Source organism: Microvirga terrestris, assembly GCF_015694425.1.
GTDB classification, from domain to species: domain Bacteria; phylum Pseudomonadota; class Alphaproteobacteria; order Rhizobiales; family Beijerinckiaceae; genus Microvirga; species Microvirga terrestris.
Map to the genome: position 1 here is coordinate 21042 of NZ_JADQDN010000014.1, position 16998 is coordinate 38039.

Below are 16998 nucleotides of genomic sequence, written 5' to 3' on the forward strand. Positions count from 1 at the left end.
TGAATGTAAGACTCATCCCCATGGTAATCCGCAGACGCGCACGACGATTTCTGATCCCGCTGGTGCTTTATAGCATTTCGGCGGCAGTGGCTGGCTACTTCGTGCACCATGCCCATAGCGGTGCACGCGGTATCGAGGCTCGGCAAAAATATGAAGCTCAGGTGGCCGAACTTTCTAGTGAGCTTACGGGTTTGAAGACTCAGCGCTCCGACTGGGAGCGCCGCATCGCCTTGTTGCGAAGCGATCAGATCGACAGGGATCTGCTCGAGGAAAGAGCGCGCGTAATGTTAGGACGTGTGCATAAGAACGACCTTGTCATCATCACAGGCCCCTGATTAAGCATAGCCCAAAAGTTCTGCTTAACTCAATTCAAGTTAACTTCAATTTACTCTGTATTTATAAGAGCTTGCGCATTTCATTGTGCAGCGCAAAACGGCTTTTAGCCCACTCGATTTCCCGGCTCGTCTGCGCTACAACTTTCGTCGAGGAAACCCTTCGGAGGACCCGATGGCTGTTGCTGCCCGCAAGGCGGGTCGTGCTGGTACTGGCGCGGCTAACAAGACCACTTCCACTAAAGGCTCCATTCGCGGAGCTGCTCCTAATTCCCCACAATTCGATAAGAATCAGGACCTGTCTGCCTACAACGAGATGCTTCTGATCCGGCGCTTCGAGGAGAAGTCCGGCCAGATGTACGGCATGGGCCTTATCGGCGGTTTCTGCCATCTCTATATCGGCCAGGAAGCCGTCGTGGTCGGCATGCAGATGGCGACGAAAGAGGGCGACCAAGTGATCACCGGCTATCGTGATCACGGTCACATGCTCGCCTGCGGCATGGACGCGAAGGGCGTCATGGCCGAGTTGACCGGACGTCGCGGCGGCCTGTCGAAAGGCAAGGGCGGCTCCATGCATATGTTCTCCAAGGAGAAACATTTCTATGGCGGCCATGGCATCGTCGGCGCACAGGTGTCGCTGGGCACCGGCATCGCATTTGCCAATCACTACCGTGAGAACGGCAATGTCTGCCTCACCTATTTCGGTGACGGTGCCGCCAACCAGGGCCAGGTCTACGAGAGCTTCAACATGGCGCAGCTCTGGAAGCTGCCTGTGGTTTATGTGATCGAGAACAACCGCTACGCCATGGGCACGGCGGTGTCTCGTGCCTCGGCTCAGACCGATTTCTCGAAGCGCGGCGTGTCCTTCGGCATTCCCGGTGAGCAGGTGGACGGTATGGACATCCGCGCGGTCTACGCCGCCGGCCAGCGCGCCATCGAGCATGCTCGCTCGGGTAAGGGGCCGTACATCCTCGAGATGCAGACCTATCGCTATCGCGGCCACTCCATGTCCGACCCGGCGAAATACCGCACGAAGGACGAAGTGACCCGCATGCGCGAGGAGCACGACCCGATCGAGCAGGTGCGCCGCCGCCTTCTGGAAGGCTGGAAGCTGTCCGAGGACGAGTTGAAGGCCATCGACAGCCGGGTGCGCGAGATCGTCAACGAGGCGGCGGAGTTCGCCACGCACGATCCGGAGCCCGATCCGTCCGAGCTTTACACCGACATCCTCCTCTAAGCGGCGCACCCGCGCCGCTTCTCCCTGAATCTCGCCGCTGCGACAATCAAAACAGGTCTTTTAATGGCGATCGATATTCTCATGCCTGCCCTCTCGCCGACCATGGAGCAGGGCAAACTGGCCAAGTGGCTGAAAAAAGAGGGCGATCAGGTCAAGCCCGGCGACGTGCTGGCCGAGATCGAGACCGACAAGGCGACCATGGAGGTCGAGGCGATCGATGAGGGCGTCCTGGCCAAGATCCTCGTGTCCGACGGCACCGACAATGTGGCCGTGAACACCCCCATCGCGATCCTCGCGGGCGAGGGTGAGGACGTGTCGGCTGCCGCCTCTTCCGCGAAGGCCCCGGCCGCCTCCGCGCCTGAAGCTCAGCCCGCACCGACGCCTGACATCCAGGCTGAGGGATTGGCTGATCGTCCGGCTCCGGCAGAGCGCCCGCAACAGGCTGATGTCTCGACCCCGGCGGCTCCCTCGGTGATCACGAACCGCACCAGCTATAACGCCATGGCGGAGATCCCCGAAGGCACTGAACTCGTCAACATGACCGTCCGCGAAGCCCTTCGCGACGCCATGGCCGAGGAAATGCGCAAGGACGGATCCGTCTTCGTCATGGGCGAAGAGGTGGCCGAATACCAGGGCGCCTACAAGGTTACTCAGGGCCTGCTGCAGGAATTTGGCGCCAAGCGCGTCATCGACACGCCCATCACCGAGCACGGTTTTGCGGGCGTCGGCGTCGGCGCGGCCTTCACGGGGCTGCGCCCCGTCGTCGAGTTCATGACCTTCAACTTCGCCATGCAGGCGATTGACCAGATCATTAACTCAGCGGCCAAGACCCTCTACATGTCCGGCGGCCAGCTCGGTGCGCCGATCGTGTTCCGCGGCCCCAACGGCGCGGCAGCCCGTGTCGGTGCGCAGCACAGCCACGACTATGCTGCCTGGTACTCGAACGTTCCCGGTCTCAAGGTTGTCGCTCCCTATACGGCTTCTGACGCGAAGGGGCTCCTCAAGAGCGCCATCCGCGATCCGAACCCGATCGTCTTCCTGGAGAACGAGATCCTCTACGGGCAGTCCTTCCCGGTGCCGAAGCTCGACGATTTCACGGTGCCGATCGGCAAGGCGCGCATCCATCGCGAGGGCAAGGACGTGACCATCGTGTCCTTCTCCATCGGCATGACATACGCCCTCAAGGCCGCCCAGGAGCTGGAGAAGGAAGGCATCGACGCCGAGGTCATCGATCTTCGCACCATCCGCCCGATGGATACCGACACCATCGTCGCTTCGGTCATGAAGACCGGCCGCTGCATCACGGTGGAAGAAGGTTTCCCGCAATCGGGCGTGGGCGCCGAGATCGTCGCGCGCATCATGGAGAACGCGTTCGATTATCTCGACGCACCCGTGATCCGCGTCACCGGCAAGGACGTTCCGATGCCGTATGCGGCCAACCTCGAGAAGCTCGCGCTGCCGAACGTGGCCGAAGTCGTGCAGGCGGCGAAGGCCGTTTGCTACAGGTGACCTCATGACAGAACGGAAGTTCGAAGCTCTCAACGTTCCGCCTGACGTCCTCGAAAAGGGCGGCGTCGAGATCCTGAGGGCTTCGGTGGTCGATGGCGAGGTGAGCATCGCGCTCCGCCGCGCCTTCGACGATCCGTTCACCTGGGGCGTGCTCCTGGTGGATCTCGCCCGTCACGCCGCGCGCGTCTACGCCATGGAAACGGAGTTCTCCGAAGAGGAGGCTCTGGCCGAGATCGCCGCCGGCATTCAGGCCGAGCTGGATGATCCGAGCGATCCCGGCTCGACGCAGGCGATTAACTGACCACTCTCCGGAAAAGTGGATGCCGGTTTTCCGATCAGAGAATGCGACCTAAGATTTAACTTCAAGTCAGGATCTATCAACGCCATGCCCATCAATATCCTGATGCCCGCCCTGTCTCCCACCATGGAAAAGGGCAACCTTGCCAAGTGGTTGAAGAAGGAAGGCGACACGGTGAAGTCCGGCGATGTGATCGCCGAGATCGAAACCGACAAGGCCACCATGGAAGTGGAGGCGGTGGACGAAGGCATCCTCGCCAAGATCGTGGTGCCTGAAGGTACGGCCGACGTCCCCGTCAACCAGCTCATCGCGCTGATTGCCGCCGAGGGTGAGGATCCGAAGAGCGTCACAGCTCCGGCATCCGGTGGCGCTCCGGCGCCAGCACCGAAGGCGGAAGCCGCTCCGGCTCCCGCTGCGCCGGCAGCCGCGCCCCCGCCGCAGGCCAACACCGTTCAGGGCGACCCCAACGCCCACATGTCTTACGCCCGCGTCGATCAAGCGCCTCAGGGGCCTGCGACAGCCGCCAAGCCCGATGGGGCAGGGCAGCCGCAGGCATCCGGCGGCCGCGTCTTCGCCTCGCCGCTCGCCAAGCGTATTGCCCGCGAGGCTGGTGTCGACATCGCGTCGATTCAAGGCTCGGGCCCTCATGGCCGCGTGGTCGAGAAGGATGTGCGCGCAGCGCTCCAGGGTGGCGGCGCGAAGCCTGCTCCGACTCCTGCCGCTGCGGCGGCCCCGGCGACGGCGGCCAAACCGGCAGCACCACAACTGGCTCAGAGCATGGGCGCCGAACAGGTCAAGGCCATGTTCGAGGCCGGCACCTACGAGGAAGTGCCGCTCGACGGCATGCGCAAGACCATCGCCAAGCGGCTTGTCGAGTCGAAGCAGACGGTGCCGCATTTCTACCTGTCGCTGGATTGCGAACTCGATGCCCTCATGGCCCTGCGCGAGCAGATCAACGCGGCTGCGGCTAAGGACAAGGACGGCAAGCCCACCTACAAGCTCTCGGTCAACGACTTCGTCATCAAGGCGCTGGCCATCGCACTCCAGCGCGTGCCCGCCGCCAATGCGGTCTGGGCCGAGGACCGCATCCTGAAGATGAAGCATTCGGATGTGGGCGTGGCGGTTGCCATTGAGGGCGGCCTGTTCACGCCGGTGGTCCGCAAGGCTGAGACCAAGACGCTCACCGCTATCTCGGCCGAGGTGAAAGACATGGCGGGCCGCGCCCGCAACCGCCGCCTGAAGCCGGAAGAATACCAGGGCGGTTCCACGGCGGTCTCAAATCTTGGCATGTTCGGCATCAAAAACTTCCAAGCCGTGATAAACCCGCCGCAGGGTACGATCCTGGCGGTCGGCGCCGGCGAAAACCGGGTCGTGGTGAAAAACGGCGCTCCCGCCGTCGTGCAGGCCATGACCGTGACGCTCTCCTGCGACCACCGCGTGGTCGACGGCGCACTCGGTGCGGAACTGCTGGCCGCCTTCAAGCAGCTCATCGAGAGCCCGATGGGGATGCTGGTTTAATCGACGTCATGGCCGGGCTAGTCCCGGCCATTCACTTTTGGCCGATAGGGAGGCTTCATGCCGCTCATCCGCATCTCGCTTCAGAAGGGCAAGCCCGCCGCCTATCGCAAGGCGCTAGCCAACGGGGTCTATCTCGCGTTGCGTGAGGCCTTCAACGTTCCTGAGGGCGACCTTTTCGTCACCATCAGCGAGCACGAAGAAGGCAACTTCTTCTATGGTGCAAATTATCTCGACATTCAGCGAAGCGACGATCTCGTCATCATCCAGATCACGGTCAGCAATACACGGACCGTCGAGCAGAAGAAGACTCTCTTCAAGAGGATCGTCGAGAAGCTGGAGACGGAGCCCGGCCTTCGTCCCGAGGATGTGTTTATCAACCTGATCGAAGTCGAAAAGGAAAACTGGTCCTTCGGTCACGGCATCGCGCAGTACGCGCAAGGGAACTGACACCATGGCAAACCAATACGACATCATCGTCATCGGCGGCGGCCCTGGGGGCTATGTGGCGGCGATCCGCGCGGCGCAACTCGGGTTCAAGACCGCGGTCGTGGAGCGCGAGCATCTGGGCGGCATCTGCCTCAACTGGGGCTGCATCCCGACCAAGGCGTTGCTGCGCTCGGCCGAAATCTATCACTACATGGAACATGCCAAGGATTACGGCCTGTCCGCGCAGGGCATCGGCTTTGACGCAGCGGCCATCGTGCAGCGTTCGCGCGGCGTGTCGGGCCGGCTCAACGGCGGCGTGGGCATGCTGCTCAAGAAGAACAAGGTCGATGTGATCTGGGGTGAGGCGTCGATCTCGAAGCCCGGCGAGGTCGTGGTGACGGCGCCGAAGAAGCCCGCCATGCAGCCGCAGAACCCGGTGCCGAAGGGCGTGCTGGAGCCCGGCACCTATGCGGCCAAGCACATCATCGTCGCCACCGGTGCGCGCCCCCGCGCATTGCCCGGCATCGAGCCGGACGGCAAGCTGATCTGGACCTATTTCGAGGCTATGGTGCCGCCCGCCATGCCGAAGTCGCTGATCGTCATGGGCTCGGGCGCCATCGGCATCGAGTTCGCCTCCTTCTACCGCACCATGGGCGTGGAAGTGACGGTGATCGAGGTGATGCCGCAGATCCTGCCCGTCGAGGATGCGGAGATTGCAGGCCTCGCCCGCAAGCGCTTCGAGAAGCAGGGGATGAAGATCCTCACCGGCGCGAAGGTCACGAAGGTGGAAAAGAGCGCAAACTCCATCACGGCCACCATCGACGACGGAAAGACCACGCAGACGATCACCGCCGAGCGGATGATTTCCGCCGTCGGCGTCGTCGGCAATATCGAGAATCTCGGCCTCGAGAAGGTCGGCGTGAAGATCGAACGCGGCGTCGTGGTGACGGACGGATTGGGCCGCACCAACGTGCCCGGCATCTACGCCATCGGCGACGTGGCCGGTCCCCCCATGCTGGCGCACAAGGCCGAGCACGAGGGCGTGATCTGCGTCGAGACCATCAAGGGCATGCACACCCATGCCATGGACAAGGCGAAGATCCCGGGATGTACCTACTGCAACCCGCAGGTGGCCTCAGTCGGTCTCACCGAGGCCAAGGCCAAGGAGCAAGGCTTCGACATCAGGGTCGGGCGCTTCCCCTTCATCGGCAACGGCAAGGCGATTGCGCTTGGCGAGCCTGACGGCCTCGTCAAGACGATCTTCGACAAGAAGACCGGCCAGCTGCTCGGCGCCCACATGGTCGGCGCCGAGGTGACTGAGCTGATCCAGGGCTATGTGATCGCCATGAACCTGGAGACCACGGAAGAGGAGCTGATCCACGCTGTCTTCCCGCACCCGACCCTCTCGGAAACCATGCACGAGAGCGTCCTGGATGCGTACGGACGCGTGATCCACATCTGATCTGGTCGCGGCTCAGATCACGCTGGTTAGAGGTACCATCATGGCCGGGCTTGTCCCGGCCATGATCGTTTGAGCGAACCTCATCGCATTCCATTGACAGGGCTGCCGGCTAAGCGGCAGGCTTCGCTCTCTAGCACAGGGAGGGGAGCCATGGCGGATAAGGACAGTGTGCGGGAAGGCGGGTGCCGGTGTGGGCAAGTGAGGTTCCGCGCCCATGGTCGCCCCATCATCACTATGGCCTGCCACTGCACCGGCTGCCAACGCATGACGGCCAGCGCCTTTTCCTTGAGCGCTCTCTACTCCAGCGACAGTTTTGAGGTGATTCAGGGCGAGCCGGTGATCGGCGGCCTTCACGGCGCGACCCGGCACTTCTTCTGCCCGCATTGCATGAGCTGGCTGTTCACGCGACCGGAGGGCCTTGACGAGTTCGTCAATGTTCGCGCGACGATGTTCGATGATGCAAAGGGCTACGCGCCCTTTATCGAAACCTACACCAGCGAGGCGCTGCCTTGGGCCAGGACGCCGGCGGCTCACAGCTTCGAGAAACTGCCGCCGATGGAGCGCTATGCCCAGCTCGTCGAGGAATATGCGCGGAGTACGGGCTGAACGGGCGAAAGAGAACCGACCTTTCAGGGTCAATACTCGGGCACGGTCCGCTGCGTGATCAGGGGCATGTGAATCTCGTACTGGAGCCCGGACGGATCGAAAGCCAAACTTGCTCTTGCATGACACTGCGCCGGCAGAATGCGCTCAAGGAGGAGTGACCCGAACCCGCTGTGCTCCGGCGGCTCGACCGGAGGGCCATTCTGTTCCACCCACTTGAGGTGGAGTTCCCTCTGGCCCTCTGCCACAATAAGCTCCCAATTGACGGCGACGCACCCTTTGCGCACGGACAAGGCTCCATATCTCGTCGCATTCGCCGTCAGCTCGTGAATGGCCATGCTCAGGGGGATGGCGAGATCCGCCGAGAGATTCACGTCGGGCCCCTCCAGCCTGAAGCGCTCATTCTTCTTTGCCCAGAAAGGTTGAAGCTCACATTGCAGCATCTCCCGCAAAGGAGCCGTCTGCCAGTAATCCTCCGTCAGGAGGGTCTGCGTCTTTGCAAGGGCGGCAATCCGTGACGAGAAGGAGCGGTTGAAGTCCCGGATGCTGGTTGTCGTACGCGATGTCGCGGTCGCCAGAGCCTGAACGACAGCCAGGGTGTTGCGCACCCGGTGATGAAGTTCCCGGACCAGCAAGGCCTGGCGTTGCTCGAACCGTTTTCTCTCATCGATATCCTGGATGACCCGCACGCTGTACTGAAAGCGTCCTTGCTCGTTGAAGACAGCCGTCGACGACACATTCAGCCAGACATTCGAACCATCTTTTCGAATGGAGCGCTTCTCTCGTGAATACGTCATCAGCTCGCCTGCAACCTGCCGTTTGTAGAGTGCCCCCTCGGCCTCCGCATCATCGGGGTGAATGATATCGAAGATGCTCAGGTTCAGAAGCTCGCTGCGGGAATAGCCGATGATGGCTGAAAGCCCCCTGTTGGTGGTCAGAAATTGACCGGCTGCATTGGTTTCAGCGATGCCGACGCCGGCATGCTCATGGGTCGCCCAAAGCCGCTCACGGCTTTCCCGCTCGGCTCTCGCCTGAACGGCATTCTCGATTGAGACCGATGCGATCTGGGCGAGCTGGATAAGGATCGCTTCATCGGCGGCCGTGAATTCACCATTCTGCTTGTCCAGCAGCATGAGCACGCCGAGCATGCCGCCCTGCGGCCCGGTCACCGGAACGGCCAGCATGCCTAGCTGCGCCAAAGAGTGGGCCTCGACGAAATGGGTGTCCTGCAGATCCGGATGGGAGCTGAGTTCCTCTTTGCTCAATCGAAGCGGGCAACCCAGCTGGATGACATGGGAGTAGATGCCGGCACCGTTCTGGGCCAAGGTCGCTAGAGGATAGTCGCGGTACTTGTCCGAAACAGAGACAATGACGGGTTCGCTCGGCCATAAGGCATAAGGAAGGGTGTGAGTCGCGGCCCAATGGGCCCCGATGATGAGCCGCGCCTGTTCCGTGATCTCATCGAAGATGGCTTCCGGGGAATCCACCGCCGCTACCCTTGTCGATACTGCCGCCAGCGCCCTGAGTTGCTCATGGTGCTGATGAGCCTTGGCCAGGAGGGCCTGCCGCTCCTGCTCGACCAGAACGCGGTCGGTGATGTCATGGTGGGCCACGATGGCATAGGCGTGGCCGTCATGGTCCAGCCGGGAAGCGCGAAGTTGGAACCACCGCTTTTGAGCAGGAGAATGGCATGGATATTCGAGTGAGAAGGCTGGCTGACCCGCCAGAACGGATCGGATGCCTGTCGCGGCGGCCTTCGCACAGGCCGCTTCTACCCCGATGGTGCGATCGCAGATGTCGAAATAGCTCGTTCCCACATGCCGAACGTCCTTGCCGCTGTTGGTCCGGCCGAAATCACGCCACGCCTGGTTCACAGCAATGATTGTGCCGGACTGGTCGAGGACGGCTACCGGACCGGCCAGAGCATCCAGGATCTGTTCAGCGGGTGGAACCGCCACGAACCCGTTCCGCTCCGACGTCCGATTCATAAGTCTATGTCCCAACACCTTGGAATGAATAGGCTAGTAACGGGTATCGGGGTCTTCGGTTCAGGCAGAAGCTCAGAAGTTGCCGCTCGCAATCCTCTCCTTAATGCCCTGGCAGATCAAAGAAGCCGGCAGAAGGCTTGAAAGGAAAGCCTGCCCCGCGATCTGAGCATTTGCGATTGAGCCTCGAAAGCCTTAAATCAGGCGCATGTCAGGAAGGGGCGGGATCCCTTCGCCCCAAAGGTTTCGCTTCATGGCTGTCGTTCTCGACCTTCTGAACAAGGATCAGCGCCCTCGCCACCCGGAGAAGGCGCACCGGCCGGACCAGCCGGTTCAACAGCGCAAGCCCGAGTGGATCCGCGTGAAGGCGCCGGGCTCGCCCAAATGGGCCGAGACCAACCGGATCGTGCGCGAGAACAAGCTCGTGACGGTCTGCGAGGAGGCCGGCTGCCCCAATATCGGCGAGTGCTGGGAGAAGAAGCACGCCACCTTCATGATCATGGGGGATACCTGCACCCGGGCCTGTGCCTTCTGCAACGTGAAGACGGGCCTGCCGCAAGCACTCGACCCCAACGAGCCGGAGAGTGTGGCCAAGGCCGTGGAGAAACTCGGCCTTCAGCACGTGGTCATCACCTCCGTGGACCGGGACGATCTTGCTGACGGGGGCGCGCAGCACTTCGCCGATGTGATCCATGCCATCCGGGCCCGCTCGCCGAAGACCACCATCGAGATCCTCACCCCGGACTTCCTCAGGAAGCCCGGTGCGCTGGAGATTGTGGTCGCGGCCAAGCCCGACGTGTTCAACCACAATCTCGAGACGGTCCCGTCGAAATACCTGAAGGTCCGCCCCGGCGCCCGCTACTTCCACTCCATCCGCCTGCTGCAGCAGGTGAAGGAGCTGGACCCGACCATCTTCACCAAGTCCGGCATCATGGTTGGGCTTGGCGAGGAGCGGAACGAGGTTCTCCAACTCATGGACGACCTGCGCTCGGCAGACGTGGATTTCATGACCATCGGCCAGTATCTTCAGCCGACCAAGAAGCACCATCAGGTGATCCGCTTCGTCACGCCGGACGAGTTCAAGGCTTATGAAACCACGGCCTATGCCAAGGGTTTCCTCCTAGTCTCCTCGACCCCGCTGACGCGTTCCTCGCATCACGCAGGTGAGGATTTTGCCAAGCTGAAGGCGGCCCGTCTCGCGAAGCTCGGCTAACGAACCGGACGAGGCATGCAGCGCATTCTGGTCATCGGCAGCCCGGGCGCGGGCAAGAGCACCCTGGCGAGCGGGCTTGCCGAGCGCCTCCACCTGCCGCTGATCCATCTTGATCGGGAGTATTTCGGGCCGGGTTGGACTACACCGACCAAGCCGGATTGGCGCGAGCGCGTCAAACTGCTCGCCGCGCGCCCGGCCTGGGTCATGGACGGGAACTACGCCAGCACCTTCGACATCCGCGTGCCCCGCGCCACCGCTATTGTCTGGCTCGACCTGCCGCGCTGGCAATGCATGCTGCGCGTGCTTTGGCGGGTGGCCAGACATTACGGGAGAACGCGCCCCGACTTGGGTTCCGCCGGACCGGAGCGCTTCGATTGGTCCTTCCTGCGCTGGATCTGGTCCTATCCTGACAAGATGCGACCGAAGACCGCCCGCATGCTGGAGCGCCTGCGCCCCGACCAGCGCGTTTACATCCTTCGCTCCCGATCCGACATTCCGGCCCTGGAGGCCGAGCTTGCAACCTTCAGAGAGGCCGCCTGAGCCATGCCGACTTTCCGCACCACCCGGACCGTGAAGCATACACCCGCTCAGATGTTCGCCCTTGTGGCCGATGTGGAACGCTATCCGGAGTTCCTGCCCCTGTGCGAGGATCTTCGCGTCATGCGCCGCGTCCAGAGCGGGGAGGGCATCGAGACGCTCGTGGCCACCATGTCGGTGGGTTACAAAGCCATCAGCGAGAGCTTTACCACCCGGGTGACCCTGGACGATCCCCGCCGGAAGATCACGGTCGAGTACGTTGACGGGCCGTTCAAGTATCTCGAGAACCGCTGGACCTTCCGCGAGGTACCCAGAGGCTGCGAGGTTGAGTTCTACATCAATTACGAGTTCAAGAGCTTCGCCCTCGGGCTCCTTATGGGCAGCGTCTTCGATAAAGCCTTCCGCAAGTTCACCGAGGCCTTCGAGGTGCGGGCTGACGAAATCTATGGGGTGCCGTCCCAGGCCCGCGCCTGATCAGCCGATGGCCTGTTCCAGCAGCGACAAAGCATCCTCCACTGCACGGCGTCTCACATTCTCCCGTCCCAGATCGCCATAGCGGCGCTCCAGATGGAGGGTCGGGGACCCTTTGCGTGCCAAGCCGAAATGGACGAGGCCCACAGGCTTCGTCGCCGTTCCGCCGGTCGGGCCTGCAACACCGGTAATCCCTACTGCTACGTCCGCTCGGGAATGAGCGAGCGCTCCCTCGGCCATGGCTCGGGCGACAGGCTCGCTCACCGCCCCATAGGCGGCGATCAAATCGGCAGCAACGCCGATCATCTCAGCCTTCGCCTCGTTCGAATAGGTGACGAAGCCGCGCTCCACCACCGCCGAGGAACCGGAGATTTCGGTCAGAAGAGCGGCGACCAGCCCCCCGGTGCAAGATTCGGCCGTGGCGATCTTCAGTCCCTTCTGGCGATAAGCATCGAGAAGGGTAGCGGCGCGGCCTCTGAGGTCCAGGGTCATGGGTTCGCCTCCGGCAGGCGGATGGTTGCGGCGGCCTGAGCGGCGATGCCTTCGCTGCGACCCGTGAAGCCGAGCTTCTCGGTGGTGGTCGCCTTGAGCGAAACCTGATCGACGTGGAGCCCGGCGATCTCGGCGATGCGCTGCCTCATGGCCTCCCTGTGCGGGCCAAGGCGTGGCTTCTCGCAGAGGAGCGTGGTGTCGAGGTGGTCGACGATGCCGCCGCGCTCCCGCACCAAGCCAACCGCATGGGCCAGAAACCGGTCCGAGGAGGCGCCACGCCATTGCGGATCGCTCGGAGGGAAATGCGTGCCGATGTCGCCATCGGCGAGGGCGCCTAGAATGGCGTCGGTGAGGGCGTGCAGGATCACGTCGCCATCCGAATGAGCGATCACGCCCTGGTCGTGGGGCACCCTGATGCCGCCGAGCCAGATATGATCTCCGTCCCCGAAAGCATGGACATCGAAGCCTGTGCCAAGCTTAGTGATATGAGTCACCAATGAACCTCCCAATCGCCGCTCGGCCTCAGCAAAGTCTGCCGGGTGCGTAAGCTTGATATTCGCGCTCTCCCCCTCGAAGACATGAACCGGCATCCCGGCCCATTCGGCGAGGGCACCATCGTCGGTGAAGGCCTGGAGGCCCGCTGCTGCTGCTTTGCGGTGAGCGTTGAGCAGCAAGACAAATTGAAACGCTTGCGGTGTCTGCACGGCCCTGAGGCTCGCTCTGTCGGGGGTCGAGACCACCTCCGACTGGCGGCTGATCACCTTGATTGTATCGGTCACGGCTGTCCCGGGAACCGCTGCGTCCCAGCGTTGCGCGGCCTGAATCGCTCTATCGATGAGTTCCGGGCTTGCAAAGGGGCGAGCGGCATCGTGAACGAGCACGATGTCTGGGGTTGATGCAGCCAGAGCCTCCAGGCCATTTCGTACCGAATCCTGGCGCGTTTCGCCGCCATAGACGCATGGCTGAAGTGTCGGCGGCAGGGGTGCTAAGGCCCCGATGCTTGCCTCATAGAGATCCCGGTCGTCCGGGTGGATCACGACGAGGACCCGATCAACCTCAGGATGTGAGAGGAAGCGGAAGAGTGTCCGAGCCAGAACCGATTGTCCTTCAAGGTCCCTATATTGCTTCGGGAATCCGTCTCCCGCTCGTGATCCGCGCCCTGCGGCAACGATGAGGGCTGCAACTGACATCGGGAAGGCTCTCCGCAACAGGCGCTCTCCTTACCGCGACGGAGGGAGAAGGCAAACTCCCGCTGAGAAAAGCTTGCACACTGGCTCAATATGGCTACTAAATGAGCACAATGGAACTTGATCAAAAAATAGGCTCCAACGGTTTTGCCATCGGATCGGTGAAGGTGGAAAGCAATGCCATCCTTGCACCACTTTCGGGCGTGACCGATGTTGCATTTCGGCGCATCGCCAAGCGTTTGGGAGCCGGGCTTGTCGTGTCCGAGATGGTGGCATCTGACGAGCTGGTTCGAGGCTCTGAAGAAGCTCAGCTGCGCGCCGAGGGGGCCGGGATCGAACCGCATGTCGTTCAGCTCGCCGGCTGCGAACCCCGTTGGATGGCGGAGGCCGCTCGGGTAGCTGAAGGGGCCGGGGCTCGCATCATCGATATCAACATGGGATGCCCGGCCAAGAGGGTCATCGGCGGCTATGCCGGATCGGCCCTCATGCGTGATCTGGACCACGCGGCTCGTCTGATCGAGGCGACGGTACAGGCCGCCAGCGTCCCGGTGACGGTGAAGATGCGACTCGGCTGGGACCACCAGTCAGTCAATGCGCCGGACCTCGCCCGCAGAGCCGAGAGCCTTGGCGTCAAGGCTGTGACGGTCCATGGCCGCACCCGCCAACAGTTCTATAAGGGACGGGCCGACTGGAGCGCCATCGCGCCGGTCATGGAGGCGGTTCGCATTCCGGTGATCGCCAACGGCGATATCGGCTCTTTTGAGGAGGCGCGACGCTGTCTGGCTGCTTCCGGAGCGACTTCCGTGATGATCGGTCGTTCGGCCGTGGGACGCCCCTGGCTCGTCGGCCAGATTGGCGCTGCCCTGCAGGGCCGTACCATTCCCGATCCGACGCCGAAGGAGATGACGGCCATCGCCGTTGAGCATTACGAGGGGCTGCTTTCTCTCTACGGAGAAAAGACCGGTATCCGCCATGCCCGTAAGCACCTCGCGGCCTATGCGGATGTGGCGCTCGCCTCAGGCTTCCAGGTGGCTCCAGAGGTTCGCATGGGGCTAGTCACTTCGGAGGAGCCGAAAACTGTGATCGCCTTGTTGCGCTCGCTCTACCGCTGCCTGGAGCGAGAGGCGGCATGACGGCTCTTCCCATCAACGACCTGATCATGAATGCCCTGCCGATTCCTGTCCTCACGGTGGGGCCGGAGCATCGGATCGCGCATGCCAATGCGGCGGCCGAGTCGTTCTTCGAGATGAGCCTGCGCATGATGCAGCGGCAGAAGCTGAGCGACCTGATGCCCTTCGGCTCGCCGGTCCTGGCGCTGGTCGAGGATGTTCGCCAGAGGGGCTCCAGCGTCAGTGAGCATCGGGTCGATATCGGCAGCCCGCGCCTCGGCGCCGAGCGGATCGTGGACGTCTCGGCATGCCCCCTTGGCGATGACAGCGACAACGTGATCGTCATGCTCCAGGAGCGGACGATTGCCGATAAGATGAACCGTCAGCTGACCCATCGCGGGGCCGCCCGGTCCATTACGGCGCTAGGGGCCCTGCTGGCGCACGAGATCAAGAATCCGCTCTCCGGTATCCGCGGCGCCGCACAGCTTCTCGAACAAGCGGCTAACGAGGACGACCGGTTGCTGACTCGGCTCATCTGCGATGAGACTGACCGCATCGTGAAACTCGTGGAGCGTATGGAGGTGTTCGGTGAAGAGCGGCCCGTAGAGCGTGGGCCCGTTAACATTCACGGCGTCCTCGACCATGTGAAGCGCCTGGCCCAGTCGGGCTTCGCTCGCCATATCCGCTTTGCCGAGAATTACGACCCGTCGCTTCCGCCCGTCCTCGGCAACCGGGACCAGCTGATTCAGGTCATCCTGAACCTCGTCAAGAACGCCGCCGAGGCCATTGGCATCGACGCATCGGACGGAGAGATCACTCTGTCGACGGCGTTCCGCACCGGGGTCAGACTCCAGGTGCCCGGTTCGCAGGAGCGGGTGAGCCTGCCGATCGAGCTGAGCGTCATGGACAATGGCCCCGGCATACCGCCCGAACTGATGAGTGACCTGTTCGATCCATTTGTCACCACCAAGGTCCAGGGCAGCGGCCTTGGACTCGCACTCGTGGCCAAGATCGTGGGCGACCATGGCGGCATCGTCGAATGCGAGCCGGCGCCCCGGCGAACCACTTTCCGGATTCTCCTTCCCATGCACCGCGCCGGCGACGGCCGCGGGGCCGATTTATAAGGCTGACCTATGCCGAGCGGACAGATTCTTCTCGCTGATGATGATGCGGCCATCCGGACCGTCCTGAACCAGGCACTCTCGCGGGCAGGCTACGAGGTCCGTTCGTCGAGCAATGCAGCTACCCTCTGGCGCTGGGTGTCTCAAGGGGAGGGCGATCTCGTGATCACCGACGTGATGATGCCCGACGAGAACGCCTTCGATCTCCTGCCCCGCATCAAGAAGATACGGCCGGAGCTTCCGATCATTGTCATGAGCGCGCAGAACACGTTTATGACGGCGATCAAAGCGTCGGAGCGCGGCGCTTACGAGTATCTGCCGAAGCCCTTCGATCTGAAAGAGCTAGTGGCTGTCGTCGGCCGGGCGCTCTCCCGTCCGCGCAGCGTGCCCACCGGTGCTCATCCGGCGCCGGAAAACGAGGATATCCCGCTCGTCGGACGCTCTCAGGCGATGCAGGAGATCTACCGGGCTCTGGCCCGTCTCATGCCCACCGATCTCACGGTGATGATCACGGGCGAGTCCGGCACGGGTAAGGAGCTGGTCGCCAAGGCGCTGCACGATTACGGCAAGCGCCGGCAGGGTCCATTCGTAGCCGTGAACATGGCCGCAATACCGCGGGAGCTCATCGAATCCGAGTTGTTCGGCCATGAAAAGGGAGCCTTTACAGGTGCAACAGCCCGCAGCACGGGTCGCTTCGAGCAAGCTGAAGGAGGAACGCTCTTCCTCGACGAGATCGGCGATATGCCGATGGAGGCGCAAACCCGCCTTCTGCGGGTTCTCCAGCAGGGCGAGTATACGACCGTCGGCGGCCGGGTTCCGATCAAGACCAATGTCCGCATTGTAGCTGCCACGAACAAGGATCTGCGTGTACTCATCCAGCAGGGCCTGTTCCGTGAGGACCTGTATTTCCGGCTGAACGTGGTTCCGCTGCGGCTTCCGCCCCTGCGCGAACGCGTGGAGGATATCCCGGATCTTGTCCGCCACTTCTTCGTGCTCGTGGAGAAGGAGGGGCTCGGTCGCAAGCAGCTCGACGTGGAGGCGATGGATCGCTTGAAGCGCTACCGCTGGCCGGGTAATGTCCGCGAGCTGGAGAACCTAGTGCGCCGCTTGGCTGCCCTCTATCCACAAGACACGATTACGGGTGCCATCGTCGATGCAGAGCTCGATTCACAGCCCCTCCTGCCGCCACAGCCTGCTGGAAGGTCCAACCAGCCTAACCTGCAAGCCTCGGAAGGCCTGTCGGATGCCGTGGAGCGGCACCTGAACGAATACTTTTCCGGATTCAGGGATTCGCTGCCGCCTCCCGGTCTTTACCACCGGATCCTGCGTGAGATCGAAGGGCCTTTGATTGGAGCAGCCCTGGCGGCGACCCGGGGCAATCAGATCAGGGCGGCGGAGCTTCTCGGCGTCAACCGCAACACCTTGCGGAAGAAGGTGCGGGATCTGGACCTCATGGTTGTTCGCTCGAATAGAGTCTGATTGGCCTGGGCTGTAATAA

Annotated in this window: 17 protein-coding genes; 14 read left to right on the forward strand and 3 right to left on the reverse strand. The window is 62.5% G+C overall.

Annotation, left to right across the window (positions count from 1 at the left end; translation table 11 throughout):
- The first annotated feature begins 20 nt into the window (after positions 1-20).
- The 8 genes from I2H36_RS18175 (at position 21) to I2H36_RS18210 (ending at position 7388) form a co-directional block, all read left to right on the forward strand.
- The gene (locus I2H36_RS18175) at positions 21-335 is read left to right on the forward strand and encodes an FtsB family cell division protein (protein ID WP_036345630.1); all 315 of its coding nucleotides are present in this window, start codon (positions 21-23) and stop codon (positions 333-335) included.
- Positions 336-507: 172 nt separating this feature from the next.
- Positions 508-1569 (forward strand): pyruvate dehydrogenase (acetyl-transferring) E1 component subunit alpha, encoded by a 1062-nt coding sequence (pdhA, locus tag I2H36_RS18180; protein ID WP_210331136.1) that lies wholly within the window; start codon positions 508-510, stop codon positions 1567-1569.
- Between the two features lie 63 nt (positions 1570-1632).
- The gene (locus I2H36_RS18185; RefSeq protein ID WP_196265318.1) at positions 1633-3078 is read left to right on the forward strand and encodes a pyruvate dehydrogenase complex E1 component subunit beta; all 1446 of its coding nucleotides are present in this window, start codon (positions 1633-1635) and stop codon (positions 3076-3078) included.
- Between the two features lie 4 nt (positions 3079-3082).
- Complete coding sequence (locus I2H36_RS18190; protein ID WP_036345636.1) at positions 3083-3379, forward strand: DUF5076 domain-containing protein; 297 nt, start codon at positions 3083-3085, stop codon at positions 3377-3379.
- Between the two features lie 84 nt (positions 3380-3463).
- Positions 3464-4894: a pyruvate dehydrogenase complex dihydrolipoamide acetyltransferase gene (locus I2H36_RS18195; protein ID WP_196265319.1), complete on the forward strand. Its 1431-nt coding sequence runs from the start codon at positions 3464-3466 to the stop codon at positions 4892-4894.
- A 57-nt stretch (positions 4895-4951) separates the two neighbouring features.
- On the forward strand, positions 4952-5341 hold the full coding sequence (locus I2H36_RS18200) for a tautomerase family protein (protein WP_196265320.1): 390 nt from the start codon (positions 4952-4954) through the stop codon (positions 5339-5341).
- Positions 5342-5345: 4 nt separating this feature from the next.
- Positions 5346-6782 carry a dihydrolipoyl dehydrogenase gene (lpdA, locus tag I2H36_RS18205; protein WP_196265321.1) on the forward strand — a complete coding sequence of 479 codons (1437 nt, stop codon included), beginning with the start codon at positions 5346-5348 and terminating at the stop codon, positions 6780-6782.
- Positions 6783-6932: 150 nt separating this feature from the next.
- Complete coding sequence (locus I2H36_RS18210) at positions 6933-7388, forward strand: GFA family protein (RefSeq protein ID WP_196265322.1); 456 nt, start codon at positions 6933-6935, stop codon at positions 7386-7388.
- Positions 7389-7417: 29 nt separating this feature from the next.
- On the opposite strand, the gene I2H36_RS18215 is transcribed toward I2H36_RS18210, so the two are convergent.
- Positions 7418-9373 carry a PAS domain S-box protein gene (locus I2H36_RS18215; RefSeq protein WP_196265323.1) on the reverse strand — a complete coding sequence of 652 codons (1956 nt, stop codon included), beginning with the start codon at positions 9371-9373 and terminating at the stop codon, positions 7418-7420.
- A gap of 250 nt (positions 9374-9623) precedes the next feature.
- Between I2H36_RS18215 and lipA the strand changes: the two genes are divergently transcribed.
- Genes lipA through I2H36_RS18230 form a run of 3 tightly spaced genes read left to right on the forward strand, consistent with a single transcriptional unit; the run spans position 9624 to position 11594 of the window.
- A complete protein-coding gene (gene lipA, locus I2H36_RS18220) occupies positions 9624-10583 on the forward strand; it encodes a lipoyl synthase (RefSeq protein WP_196265324.1) in 960 nt (319 codons plus the stop codon).
- A 15-nt stretch (positions 10584-10598) separates the two neighbouring features.
- Entirely contained in the window at positions 10599-11123 is a 525-nt protein-coding gene (locus tag I2H36_RS18225; protein WP_196265325.1) for a P-loop NTPase family protein, read from the forward strand.
- A 3-nt stretch (positions 11124-11126) separates the two neighbouring features.
- Positions 11127-11594 carry a type II toxin-antitoxin system RatA family toxin gene (locus tag I2H36_RS18230; RefSeq protein ID WP_196265326.1) on the forward strand — a complete coding sequence of 156 codons (468 nt, stop codon included), beginning with the start codon at positions 11127-11129 and terminating at the stop codon, positions 11592-11594.
- On the opposite strand, the gene I2H36_RS18235 is transcribed toward I2H36_RS18230, so the two are convergent.
- Both I2H36_RS18235 and I2H36_RS18240 read right to left on the reverse strand, forming a co-directional pair.
- On the reverse strand, positions 11595-12083 hold the full coding sequence (locus I2H36_RS18235) for a CinA family protein (protein ID WP_196265327.1): 489 nt from the start codon (positions 12081-12083) through the stop codon (positions 11595-11597). It abuts the gene before it with no gap.
- Positions 12080-13273, reverse strand: coding sequence for a bifunctional 2-C-methyl-D-erythritol 4-phosphate cytidylyltransferase/2-C-methyl-D-erythritol 2,4-cyclodiphosphate synthase (locus I2H36_RS18240; RefSeq protein ID WP_196265328.1), 1194 nt, complete (start codon positions 13271-13273; stop codon positions 12080-12082). The genes I2H36_RS18235 and I2H36_RS18240 overlap by 4 nt, the downstream gene beginning before the upstream one ends.
- 110 nt (positions 13274-13383) lie before the next feature.
- Between I2H36_RS18240 and dusB the strand changes: the two genes are divergently transcribed.
- The 3 genes from dusB to ntrC are packed head-to-tail and all read left to right on the forward strand — an operon-like array spanning position 13384 to position 16979.
- Positions 13384-14403, forward strand: a complete 1020-nt coding sequence (gene dusB, locus I2H36_RS18245; RefSeq protein ID WP_196265329.1) for a tRNA dihydrouridine synthase DusB — start codon at positions 13384-13386, stop codon at positions 14401-14403.
- On the forward strand, positions 14400-15503 hold the full coding sequence (locus I2H36_RS18250; RefSeq protein ID WP_196265330.1) for a two-component system sensor histidine kinase NtrB: 1104 nt from the start codon (positions 14400-14402) through the stop codon (positions 15501-15503). The genes dusB and I2H36_RS18250 overlap by 4 nt, the downstream gene beginning before the upstream one ends.
- Before the next feature lie 9 nt (positions 15504-15512).
- Entirely contained in the window at positions 15513-16979 is a 1467-nt protein-coding gene (gene ntrC, locus I2H36_RS18255; RefSeq protein ID WP_196265331.1) for a nitrogen regulation protein NR(I), read from the forward strand.
- Positions 16980-16998 lie beyond the last annotated feature (19 nt).

What these genes read in the sequence shown, in the direction of transcription:
- I2H36_RS18175 (WP_036345630.1), top strand. Translation starts at nt 21, where the DNA reads ATGGTAATCCGCAGACGCGCACGACGATTTCTGATCCCGCTGGTGCTT.
- pdhA (WP_210331136.1), top strand. Translation starts at nt 508, where the DNA reads ATGGCTGTTGCTGCCCGCAAGGCGGGTCGTGCTGGTACTGGCGCGGCT.
- I2H36_RS18185 (WP_196265318.1), top strand. Translation starts at nt 1,633, where the DNA reads ATGGCGATCGATATTCTCATGCCTGCCCTCTCGCCGACCATGGAGCAG.
- I2H36_RS18190 (WP_036345636.1), top strand. Translation starts at nt 3,083, where the DNA reads ATGACAGAACGGAAGTTCGAAGCTCTCAACGTTCCGCCTGACGTCCTC.
- I2H36_RS18195 (WP_196265319.1), top strand. Translation starts at nt 3,464, where the DNA reads ATGCCCATCAATATCCTGATGCCCGCCCTGTCTCCCACCATGGAAAAG.
- I2H36_RS18200 (WP_196265320.1), top strand. Translation starts at nt 4,952, where the DNA reads ATGCCGCTCATCCGCATCTCGCTTCAGAAGGGCAAGCCCGCCGCCTAT.
- lpdA (WP_196265321.1), top strand. Translation starts at nt 5,346, where the DNA reads ATGGCAAACCAATACGACATCATCGTCATCGGCGGCGGCCCTGGGGGC.
- I2H36_RS18210 (WP_196265322.1), top strand. Translation starts at nt 6,933, where the DNA reads ATGGCGGATAAGGACAGTGTGCGGGAAGGCGGGTGCCGGTGTGGGCAA.
- I2H36_RS18215 (WP_196265323.1), bottom strand. Translation starts at nt 9,373, where the DNA reads ATGAATCGGACGTCGGAGCGGAACGGGTTCGTGGCGGTTCCACCCGCT.
- lipA (WP_196265324.1), top strand. Translation starts at nt 9,624, where the DNA reads ATGGCTGTCGTTCTCGACCTTCTGAACAAGGATCAGCGCCCTCGCCAC.
- I2H36_RS18225 (WP_196265325.1), top strand. Translation starts at nt 10,599, where the DNA reads ATGCAGCGCATTCTGGTCATCGGCAGCCCGGGCGCGGGCAAGAGCACC.
- I2H36_RS18230 (WP_196265326.1), top strand. Translation starts at nt 11,127, where the DNA reads ATGCCGACTTTCCGCACCACCCGGACCGTGAAGCATACACCCGCTCAG.
- I2H36_RS18235 (WP_196265327.1), bottom strand. Translation starts at nt 12,083, where the DNA reads ATGACCCTGGACCTCAGAGGCCGCGCCGCTACCCTTCTCGATGCTTAT.
- I2H36_RS18240 (WP_196265328.1), bottom strand. Translation starts at nt 13,273, where the DNA reads ATGTCAGTTGCAGCCCTCATCGTTGCCGCAGGGCGCGGATCACGAGCG.
- dusB (WP_196265329.1), top strand. Translation starts at nt 13,384, where the DNA reads ATGGAACTTGATCAAAAAATAGGCTCCAACGGTTTTGCCATCGGATCG.
- I2H36_RS18250 (WP_196265330.1), top strand. Translation starts at nt 14,400, where the DNA reads ATGACGGCTCTTCCCATCAACGACCTGATCATGAATGCCCTGCCGATT.
- ntrC (WP_196265331.1), top strand. Translation starts at nt 15,513, where the DNA reads ATGCCGAGCGGACAGATTCTTCTCGCTGATGATGATGCGGCCATCCGG.